This window comes from Pseudomonas sp. R28(2017), from assembly GCF_002112505.1.
Taxonomy (GTDB): Bacteria; Pseudomonadota; Gammaproteobacteria; order Pseudomonadales; family Pseudomonadaceae; genus Aquipseudomonas.
In genome coordinates this window covers 186820-203603 of sequence record NZ_NEHW01000002.1, presented here as the reverse complement: position 1 = coordinate 203603, position 16784 = coordinate 186820, and the positions used below count along the sequence as shown (strand labels likewise).

The window sequence follows — 16784 nt, the reverse complement described above, 5'->3', positions numbered from 1 at the left end:
GCCAACAGCAATCGTTCGACCGGGGCGGGCACTCCCAAATAGTAGGCGCCGCAAGCGGGATTGCTCAAGGTGGGCAGCGTTAAAAAGTGGCAGGAACCCGCGCCGGGACCACGCCCTGGCACGTCCTGCAACAGCAACCGGATGTTGTTGTGCTTAAGACGCTGAAGGACAGTTAAAGTCACCGTTAGTTCAACAAAAAAGTTCCCGTACTACAAACGCTTGCGCCCGCTACACGGTTTTTTCACAAAAGCCCCGGAAATCTTGTCGGCGTCACCCCGAGCAACATTTTTTTTGCAGTTCTTGCGCTCTGTCAGTTTACTTACTACAAGTAATGGGTACTATGTACGCCGGCCAGTTTCTCTTTTCCGAGAGATGGCTATTTAATAGAAAGTCCTTGAAGGGGAACACGATGAACAACGTTCTGAAATTCTCTGCTCTGGCTCTGGCCGCAGTTCTGGCTACCGGTTGCAGCAGCGTATCCAAAGAAACCGAAGCTCGTCTGACTGCGACTGAAGACGCAGCAGCTCGCGCTCAAGCCCGTGCTGACGAAGCCTACCGTAAGGCTGACGACGCTCTGGCAGCCGCTCAGAAGGCTCAGCAGACCGCTGACGAAGCCAACGAGCGCGCTCTGCGTATGCTGGACAAAGCCAGCCGCAAGTAATAATCCTCACGGATTGTTGAGAAGCCGACCCACTTGTGGGTCGGCTTTTTTATTGCCTGTACGCAACCCCTCCCCCGGAAACGAAGAAGCCCGCAGCAGGCTTTAACCTGAGCGGGCCTCGGGTGTTGCAAAAACGTTACTGCAGTTCTGGCGGGATACTGGTAACCATTGGTTCGGCACCCTGGTTGTTGGTCGGCACGGCAATTTCCACTGGCATGCCGTCTTCCGCCGCCACCACGTCACGCACCATGTCCCAGTTCATGCGCAGGTTGTTGGCCAGGTCTTCACGCTTGAGCAAGGCATTGATGACCGCGGTATGCTTGTCGACCACAGAAGGGTTGCCGTGATCGTCGAGCGGCGTGTGCGCCTCCAGATATACCTTGCCACCACTTCTGCCGAACTTGTACGGCTCGTTGATGATGCGCACCGGTGTGCCTACCGGGACCATCTTCGACAGTTCCAGCACGTTGTTGTTGAGCATGCGGAAGCAACCATGGCTGGTGCGCATGCCGATACCGAACTTCTTGTTCGAACCGTGGATCAGGTAGCCCGGCACACCCAGGGTGAACTTGAACGGCCCCAGCGGGTTGTCCGGGCCGGCAGGCACGACGGTCGGCAGGATGTCACCGTCTGCGGCGTGCTCGGCACGAATCGAGGCGGGGGGCGTCCAGGTCGGGTTCGGCGTCTTTGCGGTGATCTTGGTCATGGCGATCGGCGAGCCCCAGCCCTCACGGCCGATACCCAGCGGGAAGGTGTGCACCACGTTCTGCCCTTTCGGGAAGTAGTACAGGCGGTACTCGGCCAGGTTAATGACGATGCCTTCACGCGGCCCCGGTGGGAGGATGTAACGGGTCGGCAGGATGATCTCGGTGCCGGCGCCCGGCAGCCACGGGTCGACGCCGGGGTTGGCGGCGATCATTTCCAGGTAGCCAAGGTCGTTGGCGGTGCCGATGTCGGCGAAGGTGTCTTCGTACTTGGCCTTGATCGTCTGTACCTGGCCAACGACGTCTTCACCGGGTGGTGGCAGTGGCAGTTCCAGCGCAACAGCGCGACCCGCTACCAGCAGGGCGGCCAGGGACAGGCAACGGGTGACGGCGGGAAAGCGCGGCAACATCCGGTAAATCCTTCGAAAGGTGGTCAAGAAGCACGATTGTACACCCGCCTCGCTGCAAGCGGGAGGCATTGGCGCCTTACAAGCGTTTCAGATGATGAAAGGTGCGCGCAGTTGCGCAGCTGTGTTCACTTCAGAGCTCGGGCCAGACCGGCCGCATGCCGCGGCGCTGGGCATCGAGAATCGCCCGGCACAGGTCGCACAGGCGCCCGTCGCGGTAGATGCTGCGAGGCACACCGGACCAGCGCGGCTGCGCAGGCAGCAGGCCGCCACACAAGGTTCGGTCGACCGGCACGCCGAGTTCGAGCTGACGGGCCACGAGGTGGACGCGGATTTCCTGGCAAGCGAACAGGTCGAGCTGTTCATCGGGCTCGATCAGTTGGTAGGCAAACAAGGACCAGGCAGGGCGCGGCATCGGGGGCTCTCGAAACGGGGGGCGCAACATTAGCCGAAAGCCGCCCCCGTTTAAAGCGTCACAGCAAGGGTTTTATCGTCGGCCAGGCATTTTCCAGCAAGCGCTGCTGGGCAACCTGCGCCGGATGGATGCCGTCTGCCTGCATCATTCCCGGCACGCCACCCACCCCTTCGAGGAAAAACGGTACCAGCGCCACCTTTTCCTGCTCTGCCAGCTGTGCATAGACCTTGGCGAAGGCGGTGTTGTAACGCACGCCATAGTTCGGCGGCAGGCGCATGCCCAGCAGCACCACCTTGGCCCCCGCCTCGCGGGCATGCTCGATCATCGAGGCAAGATTTTGTTGCAATTGCTCTGGAGGCTGCCCACGCAGCCCGTCGTTGCCCCCAAGCTCCAGCACCACCAGGCTCGGCTTGTGCGCTGCAAGCAGCGCCGGCAGCCGCGCCTGGCCACCTGCACTGGTGTCACCACTGATCGACGCATTGACCACCTGATCGTCGAAACCTTCGTCCTTGAGCCGGGTCTGCAACAGAGAGACCCAACCCTGGCGGATATCCAGGCCAGCGCCGGCGCTGATACTATCGCCGACAACCAGCAGTGTTCCCGCCGCCGCGCTCTGGGCCAGGCAATACAGGGCCAGACCGGCACTCAACCACCACACTCGCATTGGATTCTCCATGGGCCCCAGCATTCTCGTTGCTCAGCACCTTAGCAAAGTGGTCCCCAGCGCGGAAGGTGACCTGACCATCCTGCATGCCCTCTCCCTCGACCTTGCCCGGGGCGACAGCCTGGCCATCGTCGGTGCCTCGGGCTCGGGCAAGTCGACCCTGCTCGGCCTGCTCGCCGGCCTCGACCGGCCCAGCGCCGGCCAGGTCATCCTCGCCGGGCACGACCTCGGCCCACTGGACGAAGACCAGCGCGCCAGGGTGCGTGCCGAGCATGTCGGTTTCGTCTTTCAGTCGTTCCAGTTGCTCGACAGCCTCAACGCCCTGGAAAACGTGATGCTGCCGTTGGAGCTCGACGGCAGGCGCGACGCCCGCGAGCACGCCCGCACCCTGCTTGAGCGGGTTGGCCTGGGCAAGCGCCTGGCCCACACCCCACGCCAGCTTTCCGGTGGCGAGCAGCAACGGGTCGCCATTGCCCGCGCCTTCGCCGCACAACCTGCCGTGCTGTTCGCCGACGAGCCCACCGGCAACCTCGACAGCCACACCGGCGAGCGCATCAGCGACCTTTTGTTCGAGTTGAACAAGGAACGCGGCACCACCCTGGTACTGGTCACCCATGACGAGCGCCTGGCCCGCCGCTGCCGGCGCCAGATCCGCCTGGAAGCAGGCCGCCTGGTGGCGCCGGTGGAGGCCTGATGAAGCACATGCCGCTGTCCCGCCTGTGCGGCCTGGCCTTGCGCCAGTTGCTGCGCGACCTCCGCGCCAGCGAAGTGCGCGTGCTGTTCTTTGCCCTGCTGGTGGCGGTCGCCGCGAGCACCGCCATCGGCTATTTCGGCGCTCGCCTGAATGGCGCCATGCAGTTGCGTGCCAGTGAGTTCCTCGGCGCCGACCTGGTACTGCAAGGCAGTGCGCCGGCCCGTGACGAGCAGCTCGGCAGCGGCCAGGCATTGGGGCTGCAGCACGCCCGGGTCGTGGAATTCACCAGCGTGGTCGGTGGCGATGCGGGCATCCAGCTATCGAGCATCAAGGCGGTCGAGAGTGCCTACCCGTTGCGCGGCCAGGTGCGCAGTGCCGCCACGCCCTATGGCGAAGAAACCCCAGGGGGTGTCCCGGCACCCGGGGAAGCCTGGGTCGAACCTCGCCTGCTGGCAGCCTTGGGGCTGAAGGTCGGCGACAGCATCGACGTCGGCATGAAAACCTTGCGCATGAGCCGTGTGCTGACCTACGAACCCGATCGCGCCAACAACTTCTACAGCCTGACGCCCCGCGTGATGATGAACCTGGCTGACCTGCCGGCCACCGGGGTCATCCAGCCCGGCAGCCGGGTTTCCTACCGTGACCTGTGGCGCGGCGATGCCGAAGCCCTCGCGCAGTATCGCCAGGCCGTGGAAAACAACCTTGCTGCCAGCCAGCGCCTGCTCGACACCCGCGACGGCAACCGGCAGATCGGCGGCGCCCTGGGCAAAGCCGAGCGCTACCTGAACATGGCCAGCCTGGTCGCAGTGCTGCTGGCAGGCGTGGCCGTGGCGCTCTCGGCCAGCCGCTACGCTGCGCGCCGCCTGGACGCCAGCGCCTTGCTGCGCTGCCTGGGGCTGTCGCGGCACCAGGCGCTGGGCTTGTATTGCCTGCAACTGGCGATGCTCGGCCTGGTCGCGGCCCTGGCCGGTGCCCTGCTTGGCTGGCTCGCGCAACTGGGCCTGTTCCACCTGCTGCACGGCCTGCTGCCCAGCGTGGTGCCGGCCGGGGGCATGCTTCCGGCACTGGCCGGCATCGCCACCGGCCTGGTGGCCCTGGCCGGCTTTGCCTTGCCGCCACTCGCCGCGCTGGGCCAGGTGCCACCGTTGCGGGTGCTGCGCCGTGATCTGCTGCCCGTGCCACCGAGCAGCTGGCTGGTGTACGGCGCCGCCCTGCTCGCCCTGGGCCTGATCATGTGGCGCCTGAGCCTTGACCTGCTGCTGACTTTCGCCCTGCTGGGCGGTGGCCTGATCGCCGCGCTGCTGCTGGGCGGGCTGCTGTTGCTCGGCCTGCAAAGCCTGCGCAAGGCGCTCGCCGGCGCACCGCTGACCTGGCGCCTGGGCCTGGGCCAGCTGCTGCGCCACCCGATGGCGGCTGCCGGGCAAGCCCTGGCCTTCGGCCTGATCCTGCTGGCCATGGCCCTGGTCGCACTGCTGCGGGCAGAGCTGCTCGACACCTGGCAGGCACAGCTGCCCAAGGACGCACCCAACCACTTTGCCCTGAATATCCTGCCCGCTGACCGCGAACCGTTCGCCCAGCGCCTGCGCGAGGTGAATGCCAGCTCGGCACCGCTCTACCCGGTGACACCCGGTCGGCTGATTCAGATCAACGATCAACCGGTGCGGCAGGTCGTCAGCAAGGACTCTTCCGGCGAGCGGGCGGTACAACGCGACCTCAGCCTGACCTGGGCCGCCGACCTGCCTGAGGGCAATGCGCTGAGCGCGGGCAATTGGTGGCAGGCGCTGCCAAGCGGCGATGAAACCCCCGGTGTGTCGGTCGAGGCCGAGCTGGCAGCCAGCCTCAAGCTGCAACTGGGCGACCTGCTGACCTTCGACATCGGCGGCGAGCAGCGGCAGGCACGGGTCAGCAGCCTGCGCAGTGTGCACTGGGACAGCTTCCAGCCGAACTTCTACATGATCTTCCAGCCGGGCACCCTGCAGGGGCTGCCCACCACCTACCTGACCAGTTTCTACCTGGCCCCGGGCCATGACCTGGACGTGGTGGCACTGTCCCGGGCGTTTCCTGCGGTGACCATCCTGCAGGTGGATGCCTTGCTCGAACAGCTGCGCAGCATCCTCGCCCAGGTCACGCTGGCGGTCGAATATGTGTTGCTGTTCGTGCTGGCGGCGGGGCTTGCGGTGTTGTTCGCCGGGCTGCAGGCGACATTGGACGAGCGGATTCGCCAAGGCGCCTTGCTGCGCGCACTGGGGGCGGCGCGCCCCTTGCTGGTCAGGGCCCGGCGCATCGAGTTCGGTTTGCTGGGGGCGGCCAGTGGGGCCTTGTCGGCACTGGGGTGCGAGCTGATCACCCTGGTGCTGTATCGCTATGCGTTCGACCTGCAGTGGAGCCCACATCCGTGGTTGCTGGTGTTGCCAGTGGCCGGGGCGCTGCTGGTGGGTGGGGCGGGAGTATTGGGAACGCGGCGAGCACTGAATGCCAGCCCGCTGGCGGTGCTGCGGGAAAGTTGATGTCGACTGCTTCGGCCTCTTCGCGGGTAAACCCGCGAAGAGGCCGAAGCAGGTAATATCGATTTAATGCCCGTAATGGATGTTGTTCACATACCAGGTCGCTTGGCCGGTTGGTGTATTCACCACCACTTCGTCGCCCTCCTCTTTCTTGAGCAGGGCTCGGGCCATCGGCGAGTCGATCGAGATGTAGTCGTTGCGGCCATAGATCTCGTCATACCCGACAATGCGAAACTTCAGAGTCTCGCCGTCATCGTTCTCGATCTCGACCCAGGCACCGAAGAACACCTTGCCTTCCTGCTGCGGCGAATAGGCGACCACCTTCACGTCTTCAAGGCGCTTGCGCAGATAGCGTACCCGGCGGTCGATCTCGCGCAGCAGCTTCTTGTTGTACTGATAGTCGGCATTCTCGCTGCGATCGCCCAGCGAAGCGGCCCAGGTCACTTTCTGGGTGATTTCCGGGCGATACACCCGCCACAGATGGTCCAGCTCCTTTTTCAGGGCCTCGTGACCTTCCGTGGTGATGATGTTGGTACTCAACGGCACGTTCCTCAGCGTCGGGTAATCAGGCCCTGGCGCGCAATGCGGGTAAGCTCGCCAATGACTTGGGCTGCGTCTTCGCGGGCGGGCGCCTGAATCACCGCCAGGTCGAAGCGGTCACTGCCGAATTGCTCCAGGCGGCAGGCATCTTCGGCGAACTGGATGAGAAAGGCGCGAGCCTGACCCTTGCGGCGGGACAAGCCTTCAAGATGACGCAAGAGCGTGGGCTGATGCTGGCCACCGAGCAGGATGCGCGGTGTGCGGGACGCCTGGCTGGCAGGCAATGGGCTCAAACAGACACTGGTACGTGGGCAACTCATGGAGTTTCTCTCCGCCTCGCGAATCCCGCTGGGCAGCGGTGGGAGGCGTCACCGAACCAGCGCTTTAGCGGTATTTCGGATAACCCGGAGAGGGGCCAGTCCTGCGCCCCGCAAGTAGCTGTTTAAATCGGCGCAGGCGGTATGCTAGAGCGACACGCCGCAAGCTGCAAGCCCCCAGCCGAAAGAAGCCTGCCTCCCCTTAGCGGCTGACCACCCGCTCCAGTGCCGTGCGTTCGCGGTTGAACGCCAGGAAGTACTTGTTGACGCTATTGACGAAGTTGACCGGCCCCATGCCGACCTGCTCCATGGCGATGCGTTCGGTCTGGAAGAACCACTGGTTCCCATTGAGGCCGCGCTTGCGAGCCTCGGCGCGCATGGCCTGCACCCGTTCCGGGCCAAGGTTGTAGGCCGCCAGCACAAACGCCATGCGCTCGCGCTCGTTGATCTGCGGGCTGGCGAAGAACTTGCGGCGGATCAGCGCCAGGTAGCGCGCACTGGCCTGGACATTGCCATCGACCGAACCGGTGTCGCTGACCCCCACCCGTTGCGCTGCCGACGGGGTGATCTGCATCAGCCCGTGTGCCCCACCACTGCCGCGCGCCGCCGGGTTCAGGGTCGATTCCTTGAACGCCAGGGCGGCCAGGTTCAGCCAGTCGATCTGCTGTGCCTCGCCATGCTTCTGCAACACCGGGCGCAGTGCATTCAGGCGTTGGCGGTCCTTGCGCGCCAGCGGGTTGTGCACGCGATACTGGCGCCGGTAGATGCGCTCGAAGGCCGCATCCTGGTTCTCCGGTGCGCGGTAACCCTGGAGAAAGCGATCGACCGTGGCCAGCAGCATCGTCGCATCACGCCGCACATACCAGTGCATGGCCTGCGCTTGCCCCAGTTGCACGCGGCTGTCCAGGCGCAGGTTCGGCATGACCCGGGCCCAGCGCTGGGCAATCGGGCGCTCCACCATGGTCAATGGGTAGATGCCGGCCTGGACCATCTCCAGCACATCCTCCACAGCCAGGGTCGAATCGACCCATTCGATCTTGATCGGCGGCCGCTTGCGCAGGGCCAGTTGCTGGTTGAGCTGCTGGATCACCGCCCCTGCCGCACTGGCGCTGGTCAATGCCACCGTACGCCCCGACAGCTGCTCGGCGCGGGTGTAGCTGCGCTCGCCCTTGCGCCCGACCAGCAACAGCGGCACCTGGTCCACTACCGGCGCACTGCTGTTGACCCCGCCCGTCAGCGCCGGGTCGAGCAGCTCACCCGGTGCGGCCAGGTCACCTTCACCACGCTGCAGGGCGCCCAGCAGTTGCTCCTTGGCCCGCGGAATGATCTTCAGGCGGATCTGTTGGCCATCCCCGGCCCGGGCATTGAGGTAATGCTCGAGCCCGCGCAGGCGGTAATACTCGATCCCCACCGGCTCGCCCTTGATCTCGCCCGAACTGTTGCGGCTCTGGTTGACCAGCACCCGCAGCACCTTGCTGCTGCGAATCTGCTGCAGGTCACGGGAAGTGTTCACCGGTACGTTCTGCTGCGGCCCCGGCAGGCGTGCGTAGGCCGGGCCGACCGTTGTCAGCCCGAGCATCAGCAACAGGGTCAGCAAGTATCGCAGCATGCGAAATTGTGTCCGTGGTCGGTGGGCGGCAGCCATCGTGGTACGCGCAATCGTGAGAAATGACGATAAAAGACCACGGCAAGCGCCTGAAGTTCTTGGCTTTTTCCGTATATCACGCTTTTTGCTATGCTGGCCGCCCCGCGGCACGAGGTAGCACCATGCAACTGATCGATATCGGCGTCAACCTGACCAACAGCAGTTTCCACGACCAGCAGGCCGCCATCGTCGAGCGCGCCATCGAGGCCGGCGTCGTGCAGATGGTCCTGACCGGCACCAGCCTGGAGGTCAGCGAGCAGGCACTGGAGCTGTGCCAGCAGCTCGATGGCGACGGCCAGCACCTGTTCGCCACCGCTGGCGTGCACCCGCACGACGCCAAGTCGTGGGACGGCAACAGCGAGCGGCGACTGCGCCAGCTGCTGGCTGAAGCACGCGTACGCGCCGTGGGGGAATGCGGGCTGGATTTCAACCGCGACTTCTCCCCTCGCCCACTGCAGGAGAAGGCCCTGGAGGCCCAGCTGGCCATGGCGGCCGAACTGCACCTGCCGGTGTTCCTGCACGAGCGCGATGCCAGCGAGCGCCTGCTGGCGATCCTCAAGGATTACCGCGACCACCTGCCAGCCGCCGTGGTGCATTGCTTCACGGGTGAGCGCGATGCCTTGTTCGCCTACCTGGACATGGACCTGCACATCGGCATCACCGGCTGGATCTGTGACGAGCGGCGCGGCACCCACCTGCATCCGCTGGTGGGCAACATTGCCGAGGGCCGGCTGATGCTGGAGAGCGATGCGCCGTACCTGCTGCCACGCAGCCTGCGGCCTAAGCCGAAAAACGGCCGCAACGAGCCGGCGTTCCTGACCGAAGTGCTGCGCGAAGTGGCGCTGCATCGCAACGAGAGCCACGAGCACTGCGCCCAGCACACCAGCGCCACGGCCAAAGCCTTCTTCCAGCTTCCTTGACACATGTCATGACTGCTTCTCGAGTGCGCGGGCACAATGATGGCACCTTGCCAATAATGTTTCCGCTCAACTCAGAGAAGACCTACACATGGGTGCCTGGCTTAGCAATATTTCCCTGAAGTACAAGTTCTGGGCCGTCAACGCGGTGGCCTTCGTCACAACCTTGCTGCTGGTGCTGTATGCGGTGCACCTGGAGCAACGCGCCCGCGCCGATGCCGCGCAGGCCCAGGCGCAAGCCCAGGCCGAACTGCTGGCCGCCTGGCCTGCCGGGCAGCCCCTGCCGCGCCAGGGCAACCTGATTACCTGGCAAGCGGGCCAGACTCCGACCTACGCAGGTGAAAACCTCGAAGCCTTGGCCAATGGGCAAGGCTGGGTCGCGTTGCCAGCGGCCTCGATCCTCGGCGACAACCCGTTGCACGGCGCCCAGGTGCTGCGCCATGGCGACCAGCAACTGGCCGTGCTGGCTGCCGCCCCAAGCCTGCGCCAGGTGTTCCTCGAGCGCTTCAGCAACTACGCGGTCTGCGTGCTGATCCTGATGCTGGCGATGCTCGCTGCCTCGCAGCTGCTGATCCGCTTCCTGCTGAGCCAGCTCAATACCCTCAAGGACGTGATGCTGCACGTGGAAAAGACCGGCGACCTGTCGGCCCGCGTCCCCCTGGCCTGCGGTGACGAAGTCGGCCAGATGGCCGGTGCGTTCAACGCCATGCAGGCCACCTACCACCGTGTGGTCAGCACTGTCGCCCAGACTGCCGCACAGCTGGACTCCGGGGCCGCGCGCCTGGCCGCGAGCATGAACGAAGTGCGCCATGGCATGCTCGGCCAACAGAGCGAGACCGACCAGGCCGCCACGGCGATCAACGAGATGTCGGCCACCGTGCACCATATCGCCCAGCATGCCGGCGCCACCCGGGACTTGTCGCAAACCGCCGATACCCTCGCCGGCAGCGGCAAGGAAGTGGTCAGCCGGGTGCAGGATTCGATCGCCGGGCTTTCCAGCGGCGTGCAGCAAACTGCCGAAATGATTCGCCAGCTCGCCGATGACAGCCAGAAGATCAACAGCGTGGTCGGGGTCATTCACAGCATTGCCGAGCAGACCAACCTGCTGGCACTCAACGCTGCCATCGAAGCCGCCCGTGCAGGCGACCTGGGCCGCGGCTTTGCCGTGGTCGCCGACGAGGTGCGCAACCTGGCCAAGCGCGTGCAGACGTCCACCGATGAAATCACCCGCATGGTCGCCGACCTGCAAGCCGGCACCCGCGATGCCGTGGAGTTCATGCAGGAGAGTTCGTACAAGGCCGACGACTGTGTCCGGCAGGCTCAGGAAGCCGGCGCGGCACTGGCCGAGATTACCGGCGCGGTCGCGCAGATGCGCGAGAGCAACACGCAGATTGCCGTCGCCGCCGAGCAGCAGAGCCAGGTGGCCGAAGAGATGAACCGCGCGGTGGTGAGCATCCGCGATGTCACCGAAGAGACCGTGCAGCAGACCGTCGGCTCGGCCACCACCAGCAGCCAACTGGCGACCCTTGCCGGCGAGCTGAGCAAGGCCATTGGCCAGCTCAAGCTATAATCGCCATAGCCAGCCTCGATTGGCCCCGCCCCCGGGGCCGCACTAGGCTTTGGGCATGATTCAACGAAGCGCGCGACGAAGTGCGCGAGGAACCGCCCATGAGCAAACGACTGCCCAACCTGCACGCCTGGCAATGGCGTGGCTACCACCACAATCACCGGCACCCGACCAACCTGGTGTTGCACCTGATCGCCGTGCCGCTGTTCATCCTCGGTGCCCTGCTGGTGCTGTCGGGCCTGTTTGCCCTGGACCTGGGCCAGATCGCCGTCGGCGTCATTGCCCTGATCGCCGGCCTGGGACTGCAGCGCCACGGGCATCGCCTGGAAGCCGAGCAACCCGAACCGTTCGCCAACCGCAAGGACGCCGTGCAGCGGCTGCTGACCGAGCAGTTCATCACCTTCCCGCGTTTCGTGCTCAGCGGTGCCTGGTGGAAGGCCTGGCGCGAACGGCACAAGCACCGGCGCTGATGATCAGGCGAACACCGTCACCGTCTGCCGGCTCAAGGCCAGCAACTCCCCTTGCGCGCTCCACAACGCCGCCGCCGCGTGCCCGTAGCCATCACGCGCATGCTCGGTCTCGACACGGTAGCGGCACCAGTCCAGCGTCGACAGTTTCGCCGTCGGCTGGATGAACTCGATGGTCCAGGTCAGCGTACTGCCTGCCGCCGGCTGCTTGAGGAAGGGCATCAGGCTCGGAGGCCAGGCATCCACCAGCGCCAGCAGGTGCGCCTCGTTGACCTGCTCTTCGGCCACATCGCGCAAGCGTACCCAGCCGCCCATGTGGCGGGACGGGTTGCCGCTGAATGGCAGGCCTCCCACCGCCCAGCGCAAGGCGACATGGCGCATGAACTCCGGGGTGACGCCCTTGATGTAGGGCAACTCCGGCGCCGCCTGTTCCAGTGGTTTGATTTCCACCGCAGGTGCAGCCGCAACATCGACCACCGATGGCCGGCCCGCGCCGAAATTGCCCTGCACCAACGTCACCACCTGGCCATCCTGAATGGCCCGCCCCAGCAACGTGCTGACCGCCTTGCCCTCGCGCAGCACCTCGACCTCGAAGCGAATGGGCACATCCGCCGCCGCCGGGCCGACGAAACTGATGGCCAGCGAGCGCACGGGGCGATCATCGGAGAGTTTCAGGCGCATGCTTTCGTGAACCATCGCTGCCATCAGGCCACCGAACACGGCACGCCCCTGGGCCCAGCTGGGCGGAATGCTGACCGCGTCGGGGTTCGCCCGCACGGCGTCGAGCAATTGATTGAAATTCATCGGCCGGCTCCTGGCTGCTGGCTATAGAGCGAAAGGTCCGCCCATACTAGCCAGCAAACCTCGACCGATCAGCCCGCATATCGGTCATTTGCCGGGCTAATGCCGCTTGAGCGCCGCCTGCAGCGCGTCCAGCGTGACATCGGACTTGCGCTCGGCCTCGTGCAGTTCCTGCTCCCAGTCGATCCTGCAGGGTGCCAGGTCGGCGTGATCCCTGGTCTGCAGCAACCACTGCACGCGGTCATGCCAATCACCCAGATCGCCCTGGGCCTTCTTCAGCAGGCGCTGCAGTTTCCTGCCGGCATGATCGAGCTGCGGATAAGCCTCGTCGCCGTAGCGCGCACGCTTGATCAGCAGGCGCAAGCGATGGCGATCATGGGCGGGGTCCTGCAGGGCCTTGCGCAGCTTGTGCCACTGCTTGACCAGGCGTTTGTCGATGCGCTTGCCCAGCGACCGGGTCAGCCCCTCGCGATCCGCCGCTCGCAAGAACAGCGGAAACGCATCGACAATCGCCAGCACCCGGCTCAGTTGCGGGCTGGCGGCAACGCTGGCGAATGTCCTGTCCCGCCCTGCCAGGCGCCGCTGCCCGGCCTCGGCATGACCGCGCCCGATCAGCTCGGCCGCCAGTACCTCACGATCACGCAGGGGCGTGGTCAACGTGCCCAATGCCTTGGCCGCCGCCTCCAGTTGCTCGACCCCCGGCAGCCCCCGCAATGGCCGCAACAGGCTGCGCAGGCGCCGCAGGGTGGTGCGCAGGTCGTGCAGGGCCTCGCTGTCGGTATCGGCAGCCAGGCGCTCGCGACAGGCCAGCAGGCGCACCTGCAAGGCCAGCAGCTGGGCAACCACATGATCGAGCATGGCGGACATGTGACGCTCCTTGGTCAGCGCCCGGCGCGCGACTCACGAATGTAGAAGCGGGCCTTTTCGGCTTTGTGGGTACACCCTTCGTAGCCTTCGAACTGCTGCTGCGTCTTGGCACCGGTCAACAGCGACAGGGCCTTGGAATAGCTGACGGTACCAGCGAACCCTTCGGCCTTGGCCAGGTCAAGCTCCTTCCAGGCGGCATCCAGCTGAGTCGCGCAGCTCTCGCGGTAGGCCGTCTTGCCCGCGCAGCCGGCAAGGGCCAGGGCGATCAGTGGAAGGCAGATCCAGGCTTTCATCGGTAATACCTCAAAGGTCAAAAGAGTGGCTGTTCGACGCCCGCGCAACTGAAAAGTGCCCGGTTCGATGTGCTTTGCTTAGCGTAGTTCAGCACGCTGTGGATTGAAGCACAGGCAGCGAAGAGTGCATTGTAGGGCCATGGTCGTACCAGTCGGGGAAAGTTCATGAGCAAACGTGTGGCACTGGTGTTGGGATCGGGAGGCGCGCGGGGGTATGCCCATATCGGCGTGATCGAGGAAATCGAGCGGCGCGGCTACGACATCGCCTGCATCGCCGGCTGCTCCATGGGCGCGGTGATTGGCGGCATCTACGCGGCAGGCAAACTCGACGAATACCGCAACTGGATCGAAAGCCTGGACTACCTGGATGTGCTGCGCCTGGTCGACGTCAGCTTCCGCCTGGGCGCCATCCGCGGTGACAAGGTGTTCGGCCAGATCCGCAAGATCGTCGGTGACATGAACATCGAGCAGTTGCGCATCCCCTACACGGCGGTCGCGGCCGACCTGACCAACCAGCAGGAAATCTGGTTCCAGGAAGGCTGCCTGCATCAGGCCATGCGGGCTTCGGCGGCGATTCCGAGCTTGTTCACGCCGGTGATGCAGGGCAACCGCATGCTGGTCGACGGCGGCATCCTCAACCCCCTGCCGATCGTACCGGTGGTGTCCAGCCACTGTGACCTGATCATCGCGGTCAACCTCAACGCCACCAACCAGAAGCAATACCAACTGCCGGTGATCGAACGCCCGGCAGCCTTCAAGATGCGCTTCGACGCCCTGCTCAGCTCACTGGGATCGCGCCTGCCGTTCCGGCGCAAGCCTGCCGAAGAGCTGGTCCGCATCGAACAGGAGATCGTCGCCGAAGGGCTGGCGCCTCCCAACCCGTGGCTGGCCGACACGGCCGACCCCGAGGCCCAGCAACCCGCCGCCGCGCCCGAGCGCGAAGGTGCGCCGAAGTCGGCAACCGGTTCGTTCATCATCGACAACGTCGGGCCAGCCTCGCTGCTCGACCTGATCAACCAGAGTTTCGAGGTGATGCAGACGTCGCTGGCGCAGTACAAGATTGCCGGGTATCCGCCGGATGTGCTGATCAACGTGCCCAAGCGGGTGTGCCGCTTCTTCGAGTTCTACAAGGCGCCGGAGCTGATTGCCCTGGGGCGGGAGATTGCGCGGGATACGCTGGACAATTACGAAGGGATCAAGCGCTAGGTATGGCCTGTGCCGGCCTCTTCGCGGGCTTGCCCGCTCCCACAGGTACTGCGCAGTACCTGTGGGAGCGGGCAAGCCCGCGAACAGGCCGGCACAGGTGGCAGAAATGAAACAGGCCGCATCGAGCGGCCTGTTTCATCATGCATCCATCACTCAGTAGCGGGTGATGTCGGCAGTGCCTTCCAGCTGCTTGCGGTAAGCCGCGAAGTCCTGCTGGCCAGCACGCGATGCGAGGTAGCGGCGGATCTGCTGCTTCTCGTCGTCGCTGGCCGCAGCGCCTTCATTGACGCCCTTGAGCTGCAGCACGACCAGGCTGCCATCGGCCAGGACCACACTGCCGTAGACCGGCTTGTCCTTGGCTTGCGGCTTGGCCAGGCGGAACAGCGCCTGCAGCTCGGCCGGGTCGATACCGTCCTGACCACGGGTCACCGCTTCGTGTGCCTTCCACTCCTGACCGTCGTGAGCGCCGGCAGCAGCGATGGAGCCGTCACGCAGGCCAGCAATCAGTTTGTCCGCCTTGGTCTTGAGTTCGGCAGTCGCCTTCTCCTTGGCCAGGTGTTCGCTGATGTTCTGGGCCACGGCCTGCAGCGGCAGTTGCTCCGGCTTGCGGTGCTCCTTGACGCGCAGCACCACGGTGGTTTCCGGGTCGAGCTCGATGGCGGTGCTGTTGGCACCTTCATCCATCACCTCTTCGGAGAACGCTGCCTGGATCACGCCACGGTTGGCCGTGATGCCCTCGCCGCCTTCGCGGCCGAACGCGGCGGAGGTCTGCACCTTGAGGTTCAGGTCCTGGGCCGGCTGGGCCAGGTCGGAGGCCTCGTAGGCAGCATCCTGCAGCTGCTTGCTGGCATCGACGTAGCGCTGCTCGACCAGCGGGGTCTTCAGGTCGCGGGTCAGCTTGTCCTTCAGGCTGGCGAAGCTCGGCACTTCCGGCGCCTGCTTGCCCAGCAGCTTGATCAGGTGGTAACCGAACTCGGTGCGCACCGGGGCCGAGACCTGGCCGTCGTTGAGCTTGTACAGGGCGTCCTCGAAGGCCGGGTCATACACGCCCGGGCCCGCGAAGCCGAGGTCGCCGCCATTGCTGGCCGAACCTGGATCCTGGGAGAACTCCTTGGCCAGCTTGGCGAAGTCTTCACCCTTGGCCAGGCGCTGTTCGATTTCTTCGGCTCGGGCCTTGGCCTGGGCGTCGGTCACCTTGTCGTTGACCTCGATGAGGATGTGCGCGGCATGGCGCTGCTCGGCGAGGTTGGCGACTTCCTTCTCATATTGAGCCTTGAGCTCCTCGTCGGTGACCTTGACCTGGTCGAAGAACGCCGACTTCTTCAGCTCGATGTAGTCGATGACCACCTGGTCCGGGGTCATGAACTCCTTGGCGTGCTGGTCGTAATGCGCCTTGACTTCATCATCGCTGACCTTGACCGCAGCCGGGTTGGCCTTGAAGGTCATGGAAGCGAAATCGCGGGTCTGGTTTTCCAGGCGGGCAAAGGCGTCGACCTGCTGGTCGGTGACGAAGCTGCTGCCGGCAATACCGGTACGCAGCTGGCCGATCAGCATCTCTTCCGCGAGCATGTCGCGGAACTGCATGCGGCCATAGCCCAGCTGGCGGATGACCTGGTCGAAACGATCAGCGCTGAACTTGCCATCGACCTGGAATTCCGGCGTCTGCAGAATCACCTGATCCAGCGCGGCTTCAGAGAAGGCGAACTTGGCATCTTTGGCGCCCTGCAGCAGCAGTTTGCGATCGATCAGGCCTTTGAGCGCGGCATCGCGCAGGCGCTTGTCATCCAGCACCGCTGGGTCAAAATCCTTGCCCAGCTGTTGCATCAGCTGGCGGCGCTGCATGTCGGCGGCCTGGCTCAGCTCATTCTGGCTGATGGTGTCGCCGTTTACCTTAGCCGCGTCCTGGCTGTGGGTGGCGGCCTTGAAAATGGCTTCAAAGCCGGTCAACGCCATCAACACGACGATAAGGCCGATGATGGTCTTGGCAATCCAACCTTGTGAATTGTCCCTGATATTTTGCAGCATGCGTCCCCCAGAAACGGCTGTACCACTGCGTCGACAACCGCGGAGCGTGGGTAGAATCCTGATAAAAGAAAGGCGCATCCGAGGATGCGC

The 16784-nt window shown here is 64.7% G+C and carries 17 protein-coding genes; 7 read left to right on the top strand and 10 right to left on the bottom strand.

From position 1 onward, the window contains the following. Positions 1-409: 409 nt before the first annotated feature. Positions 410-661, top strand: coding sequence for an outer membrane lipoprotei OprI (gene oprI, locus CAF78_RS03720; protein ID WP_003259780.1), 252 nt, complete (start codon positions 410-412; stop codon positions 659-661). A 136-nt stretch (positions 662-797) separates the two neighbouring features. Here oprI and CAF78_RS03715 read toward each other — a convergent pair whose 3' ends face one another. The 3 genes from CAF78_RS03715 to CAF78_RS03705 form a co-directional block, all read right to left on the bottom strand. Further along, positions 798-1775, bottom strand: coding sequence for a L,D-transpeptidase family protein (locus CAF78_RS03715; protein ID WP_085674652.1), 978 nt, complete (start codon positions 1773-1775; stop codon positions 798-800). Positions 1776-1905: 130 nt separating this feature from the next. After that, a complete protein-coding gene (locus tag CAF78_RS03710; RefSeq protein ID WP_027919636.1) occupies positions 1906-2187 on the bottom strand; it encodes a hypothetical protein in 282 nt (93 codons plus the stop codon). Positions 2188-2245: 58 nt separating this feature from the next. Then, entirely contained in the window at positions 2246-2851 is a 606-nt protein-coding gene (locus CAF78_RS03705; protein WP_085674654.1) for an arylesterase, read from the bottom strand. A gap of 10 nt (positions 2852-2861) precedes the next feature. Here CAF78_RS03705 and CAF78_RS03700 point away from each other — a divergent pair, with 10 nt between their 5' ends. Next, positions 2862-3545, top strand: coding sequence for an ABC transporter ATP-binding protein (locus tag CAF78_RS03700; protein ID WP_085674655.1), 684 nt, complete (start codon positions 2862-2864; stop codon positions 3543-3545). Continuing rightward, positions 3545-6052 carry an ABC transporter permease gene (locus CAF78_RS03695; RefSeq protein WP_085674658.1) on the top strand — a complete coding sequence of 836 codons (2508 nt, stop codon included), beginning with the start codon at positions 3545-3547 and terminating at the stop codon, positions 6050-6052. Before CAF78_RS03700 ends, CAF78_RS03695 begins: the two co-directional genes overlap by 1 nt. A 63-nt stretch (positions 6053-6115) precedes the next feature. Here CAF78_RS03695 and greB read toward each other — a convergent pair whose 3' ends face one another. From greB to CAF78_RS03680, 3 genes are all read right to left on the bottom strand, one after another. Further along, the gene (gene greB / locus CAF78_RS03690; protein ID WP_085674660.1) at positions 6116-6589 is read right to left on the bottom strand and encodes a transcription elongation factor GreB; all 474 of its coding nucleotides are present in this window, start codon (positions 6587-6589) and stop codon (positions 6116-6118) included. A gap of 11 nt (positions 6590-6600) precedes the next feature. Next, entirely contained in the window at positions 6601-6909 is a 309-nt protein-coding gene (locus CAF78_RS03685; protein ID WP_085674662.1) for a hypothetical protein, read from the bottom strand. Between the two features lie 199 nt (positions 6910-7108). Then, positions 7109-8515 (bottom strand): transglycosylase SLT domain-containing protein, encoded by a 1407-nt coding sequence (locus tag CAF78_RS03680; RefSeq protein WP_085674663.1) that lies wholly within the window; start codon positions 8513-8515, stop codon positions 7109-7111. A gap of 158 nt (positions 8516-8673) precedes the next feature. Here CAF78_RS03680 and CAF78_RS03675 point away from each other — a divergent pair, with 158 nt between their 5' ends. The 3 genes from CAF78_RS03675 to CAF78_RS03665 all read left to right on the top strand — a co-directional run bounded on the left by CAF78_RS03675 (position 8674) and on the right by CAF78_RS03665 (position 11505). After that, positions 8674-9471: a TatD family hydrolase gene (locus CAF78_RS03675; RefSeq protein WP_085674665.1), complete on the top strand. Its 798-nt coding sequence runs from the start codon at positions 8674-8676 to the stop codon at positions 9469-9471. A gap of 88 nt (positions 9472-9559) precedes the next feature. Continuing rightward, a complete protein-coding gene (locus CAF78_RS03670) occupies positions 9560-11038 on the top strand; it encodes a methyl-accepting chemotaxis protein (RefSeq protein WP_085674666.1) in 1479 nt (492 codons plus the stop codon). 98 nt (positions 11039-11136) lie between these two features. After that, positions 11137-11505: an Mpo1-like protein gene (locus CAF78_RS03665; RefSeq protein WP_085674668.1), complete on the top strand. Its 369-nt coding sequence runs from the start codon at positions 11137-11139 to the stop codon at positions 11503-11505. Between the two features lie 3 nt (positions 11506-11508). Here the strand turns inward: CAF78_RS03665 and CAF78_RS03660 are convergent, their stop codons facing one another. The 3 genes from CAF78_RS03660 to CAF78_RS03650 all read right to left on the bottom strand — a co-directional run bounded on the left by CAF78_RS03660 (position 11509) and on the right by CAF78_RS03650 (position 13463). Beyond that, a complete protein-coding gene (locus tag CAF78_RS03660; RefSeq protein WP_085674670.1) occupies positions 11509-12306 on the bottom strand; it encodes an acyl-CoA thioesterase II in 798 nt (265 codons plus the stop codon). 96 nt (positions 12307-12402) lie between these two features. After that, the gene (locus CAF78_RS03655) at positions 12403-13170 is read right to left on the bottom strand and encodes a CHAD domain-containing protein (RefSeq protein ID WP_085674671.1); all 768 of its coding nucleotides are present in this window, start codon (positions 13168-13170) and stop codon (positions 12403-12405) included. Between the two features lie 14 nt (positions 13171-13184). Further along, a complete protein-coding gene (locus CAF78_RS03650; protein ID WP_085674672.1) occupies positions 13185-13463 on the bottom strand; it encodes a hypothetical protein in 279 nt (92 codons plus the stop codon). A gap of 165 nt (positions 13464-13628) precedes the next feature. On the opposite strand from CAF78_RS03650, the gene CAF78_RS03645 reads away from it, so the two are divergent. After that, a complete protein-coding gene (locus tag CAF78_RS03645) occupies positions 13629-14669 on the top strand; it encodes a patatin-like phospholipase family protein (RefSeq protein WP_085674674.1) in 1041 nt (346 codons plus the stop codon). 153 nt (positions 14670-14822) lie between these two features. Here the strand turns inward: CAF78_RS03645 and CAF78_RS03640 are convergent, their stop codons facing one another. After that, complete coding sequence (locus tag CAF78_RS03640) at positions 14823-16694, bottom strand: SurA N-terminal domain-containing protein (protein ID WP_085674677.1); 1872 nt, start codon at positions 16692-16694, stop codon at positions 14823-14825. Between the last annotated feature and the right edge of the window lie 90 nt (positions 16695-16784).

Excerpts from the sequence above, each read along its gene's own strand:
- oprI (WP_003259780.1), top strand. The coding sequence starts at position 410 with ATGAACAACGTTCTGAAATTCTCTGCTCTGGCTCTGGCCGCAGTTCTG.
- CAF78_RS03715 (WP_085674652.1), bottom strand. The coding sequence starts at position 1,775 with ATGTTGCCGCGCTTTCCCGCCGTCACCCGTTGCCTGTCCCTGGCCGCC.
- CAF78_RS03710 (WP_027919636.1), bottom strand. The coding sequence starts at position 2,187 with ATGCCGCGCCCTGCCTGGTCCTTGTTTGCCTACCAACTGATCGAGCCC.
- CAF78_RS03705 (WP_085674654.1), bottom strand. The coding sequence starts at position 2,851 with ATGCGAGTGTGGTGGTTGAGTGCCGGTCTGGCCCTGTATTGCCTGGCC.
- CAF78_RS03700 (WP_085674655.1), top strand. The coding sequence starts at position 2,862 with ATGGGCCCCAGCATTCTCGTTGCTCAGCACCTTAGCAAAGTGGTCCCC.
- CAF78_RS03695 (WP_085674658.1), top strand. The coding sequence starts at position 3,545 with ATGAAGCACATGCCGCTGTCCCGCCTGTGCGGCCTGGCCTTGCGCCAG.
- CAF78_RS03685 (WP_085674662.1), bottom strand. The coding sequence starts at position 6,909 with ATGAGTTGCCCACGTACCAGTGTCTGTTTGAGCCCATTGCCTGCCAGC.
- CAF78_RS03680 (WP_085674663.1), bottom strand. The coding sequence starts at position 8,515 with ATGCTGCGATACTTGCTGACCCTGTTGCTGATGCTCGGGCTGACAACG.
- CAF78_RS03675 (WP_085674665.1), top strand. The coding sequence starts at position 8,674 with ATGCAACTGATCGATATCGGCGTCAACCTGACCAACAGCAGTTTCCAC.
- CAF78_RS03670 (WP_085674666.1), top strand. The coding sequence starts at position 9,560 with ATGGGTGCCTGGCTTAGCAATATTTCCCTGAAGTACAAGTTCTGGGCC.
- CAF78_RS03665 (WP_085674668.1), top strand. The coding sequence starts at position 11,137 with ATGAGCAAACGACTGCCCAACCTGCACGCCTGGCAATGGCGTGGCTAC.
- CAF78_RS03660 (WP_085674670.1), bottom strand. The coding sequence starts at position 12,306 with ATGAATTTCAATCAATTGCTCGACGCCGTGCGGGCGAACCCCGACGCG.
- CAF78_RS03655 (WP_085674671.1), bottom strand. The coding sequence starts at position 13,170 with ATGTCCGCCATGCTCGATCATGTGGTTGCCCAGCTGCTGGCCTTGCAG.
- CAF78_RS03650 (WP_085674672.1), bottom strand. The coding sequence starts at position 13,463 with ATGAAAGCCTGGATCTGCCTTCCACTGATCGCCCTGGCCCTTGCCGGC.
- CAF78_RS03645 (WP_085674674.1), top strand. The coding sequence starts at position 13,629 with ATGAGCAAACGTGTGGCACTGGTGTTGGGATCGGGAGGCGCGCGGGGG.
- CAF78_RS03640 (WP_085674677.1), bottom strand. The coding sequence starts at position 16,694 with ATGCTGCAAAATATCAGGGACAATTCACAAGGTTGGATTGCCAAGACC.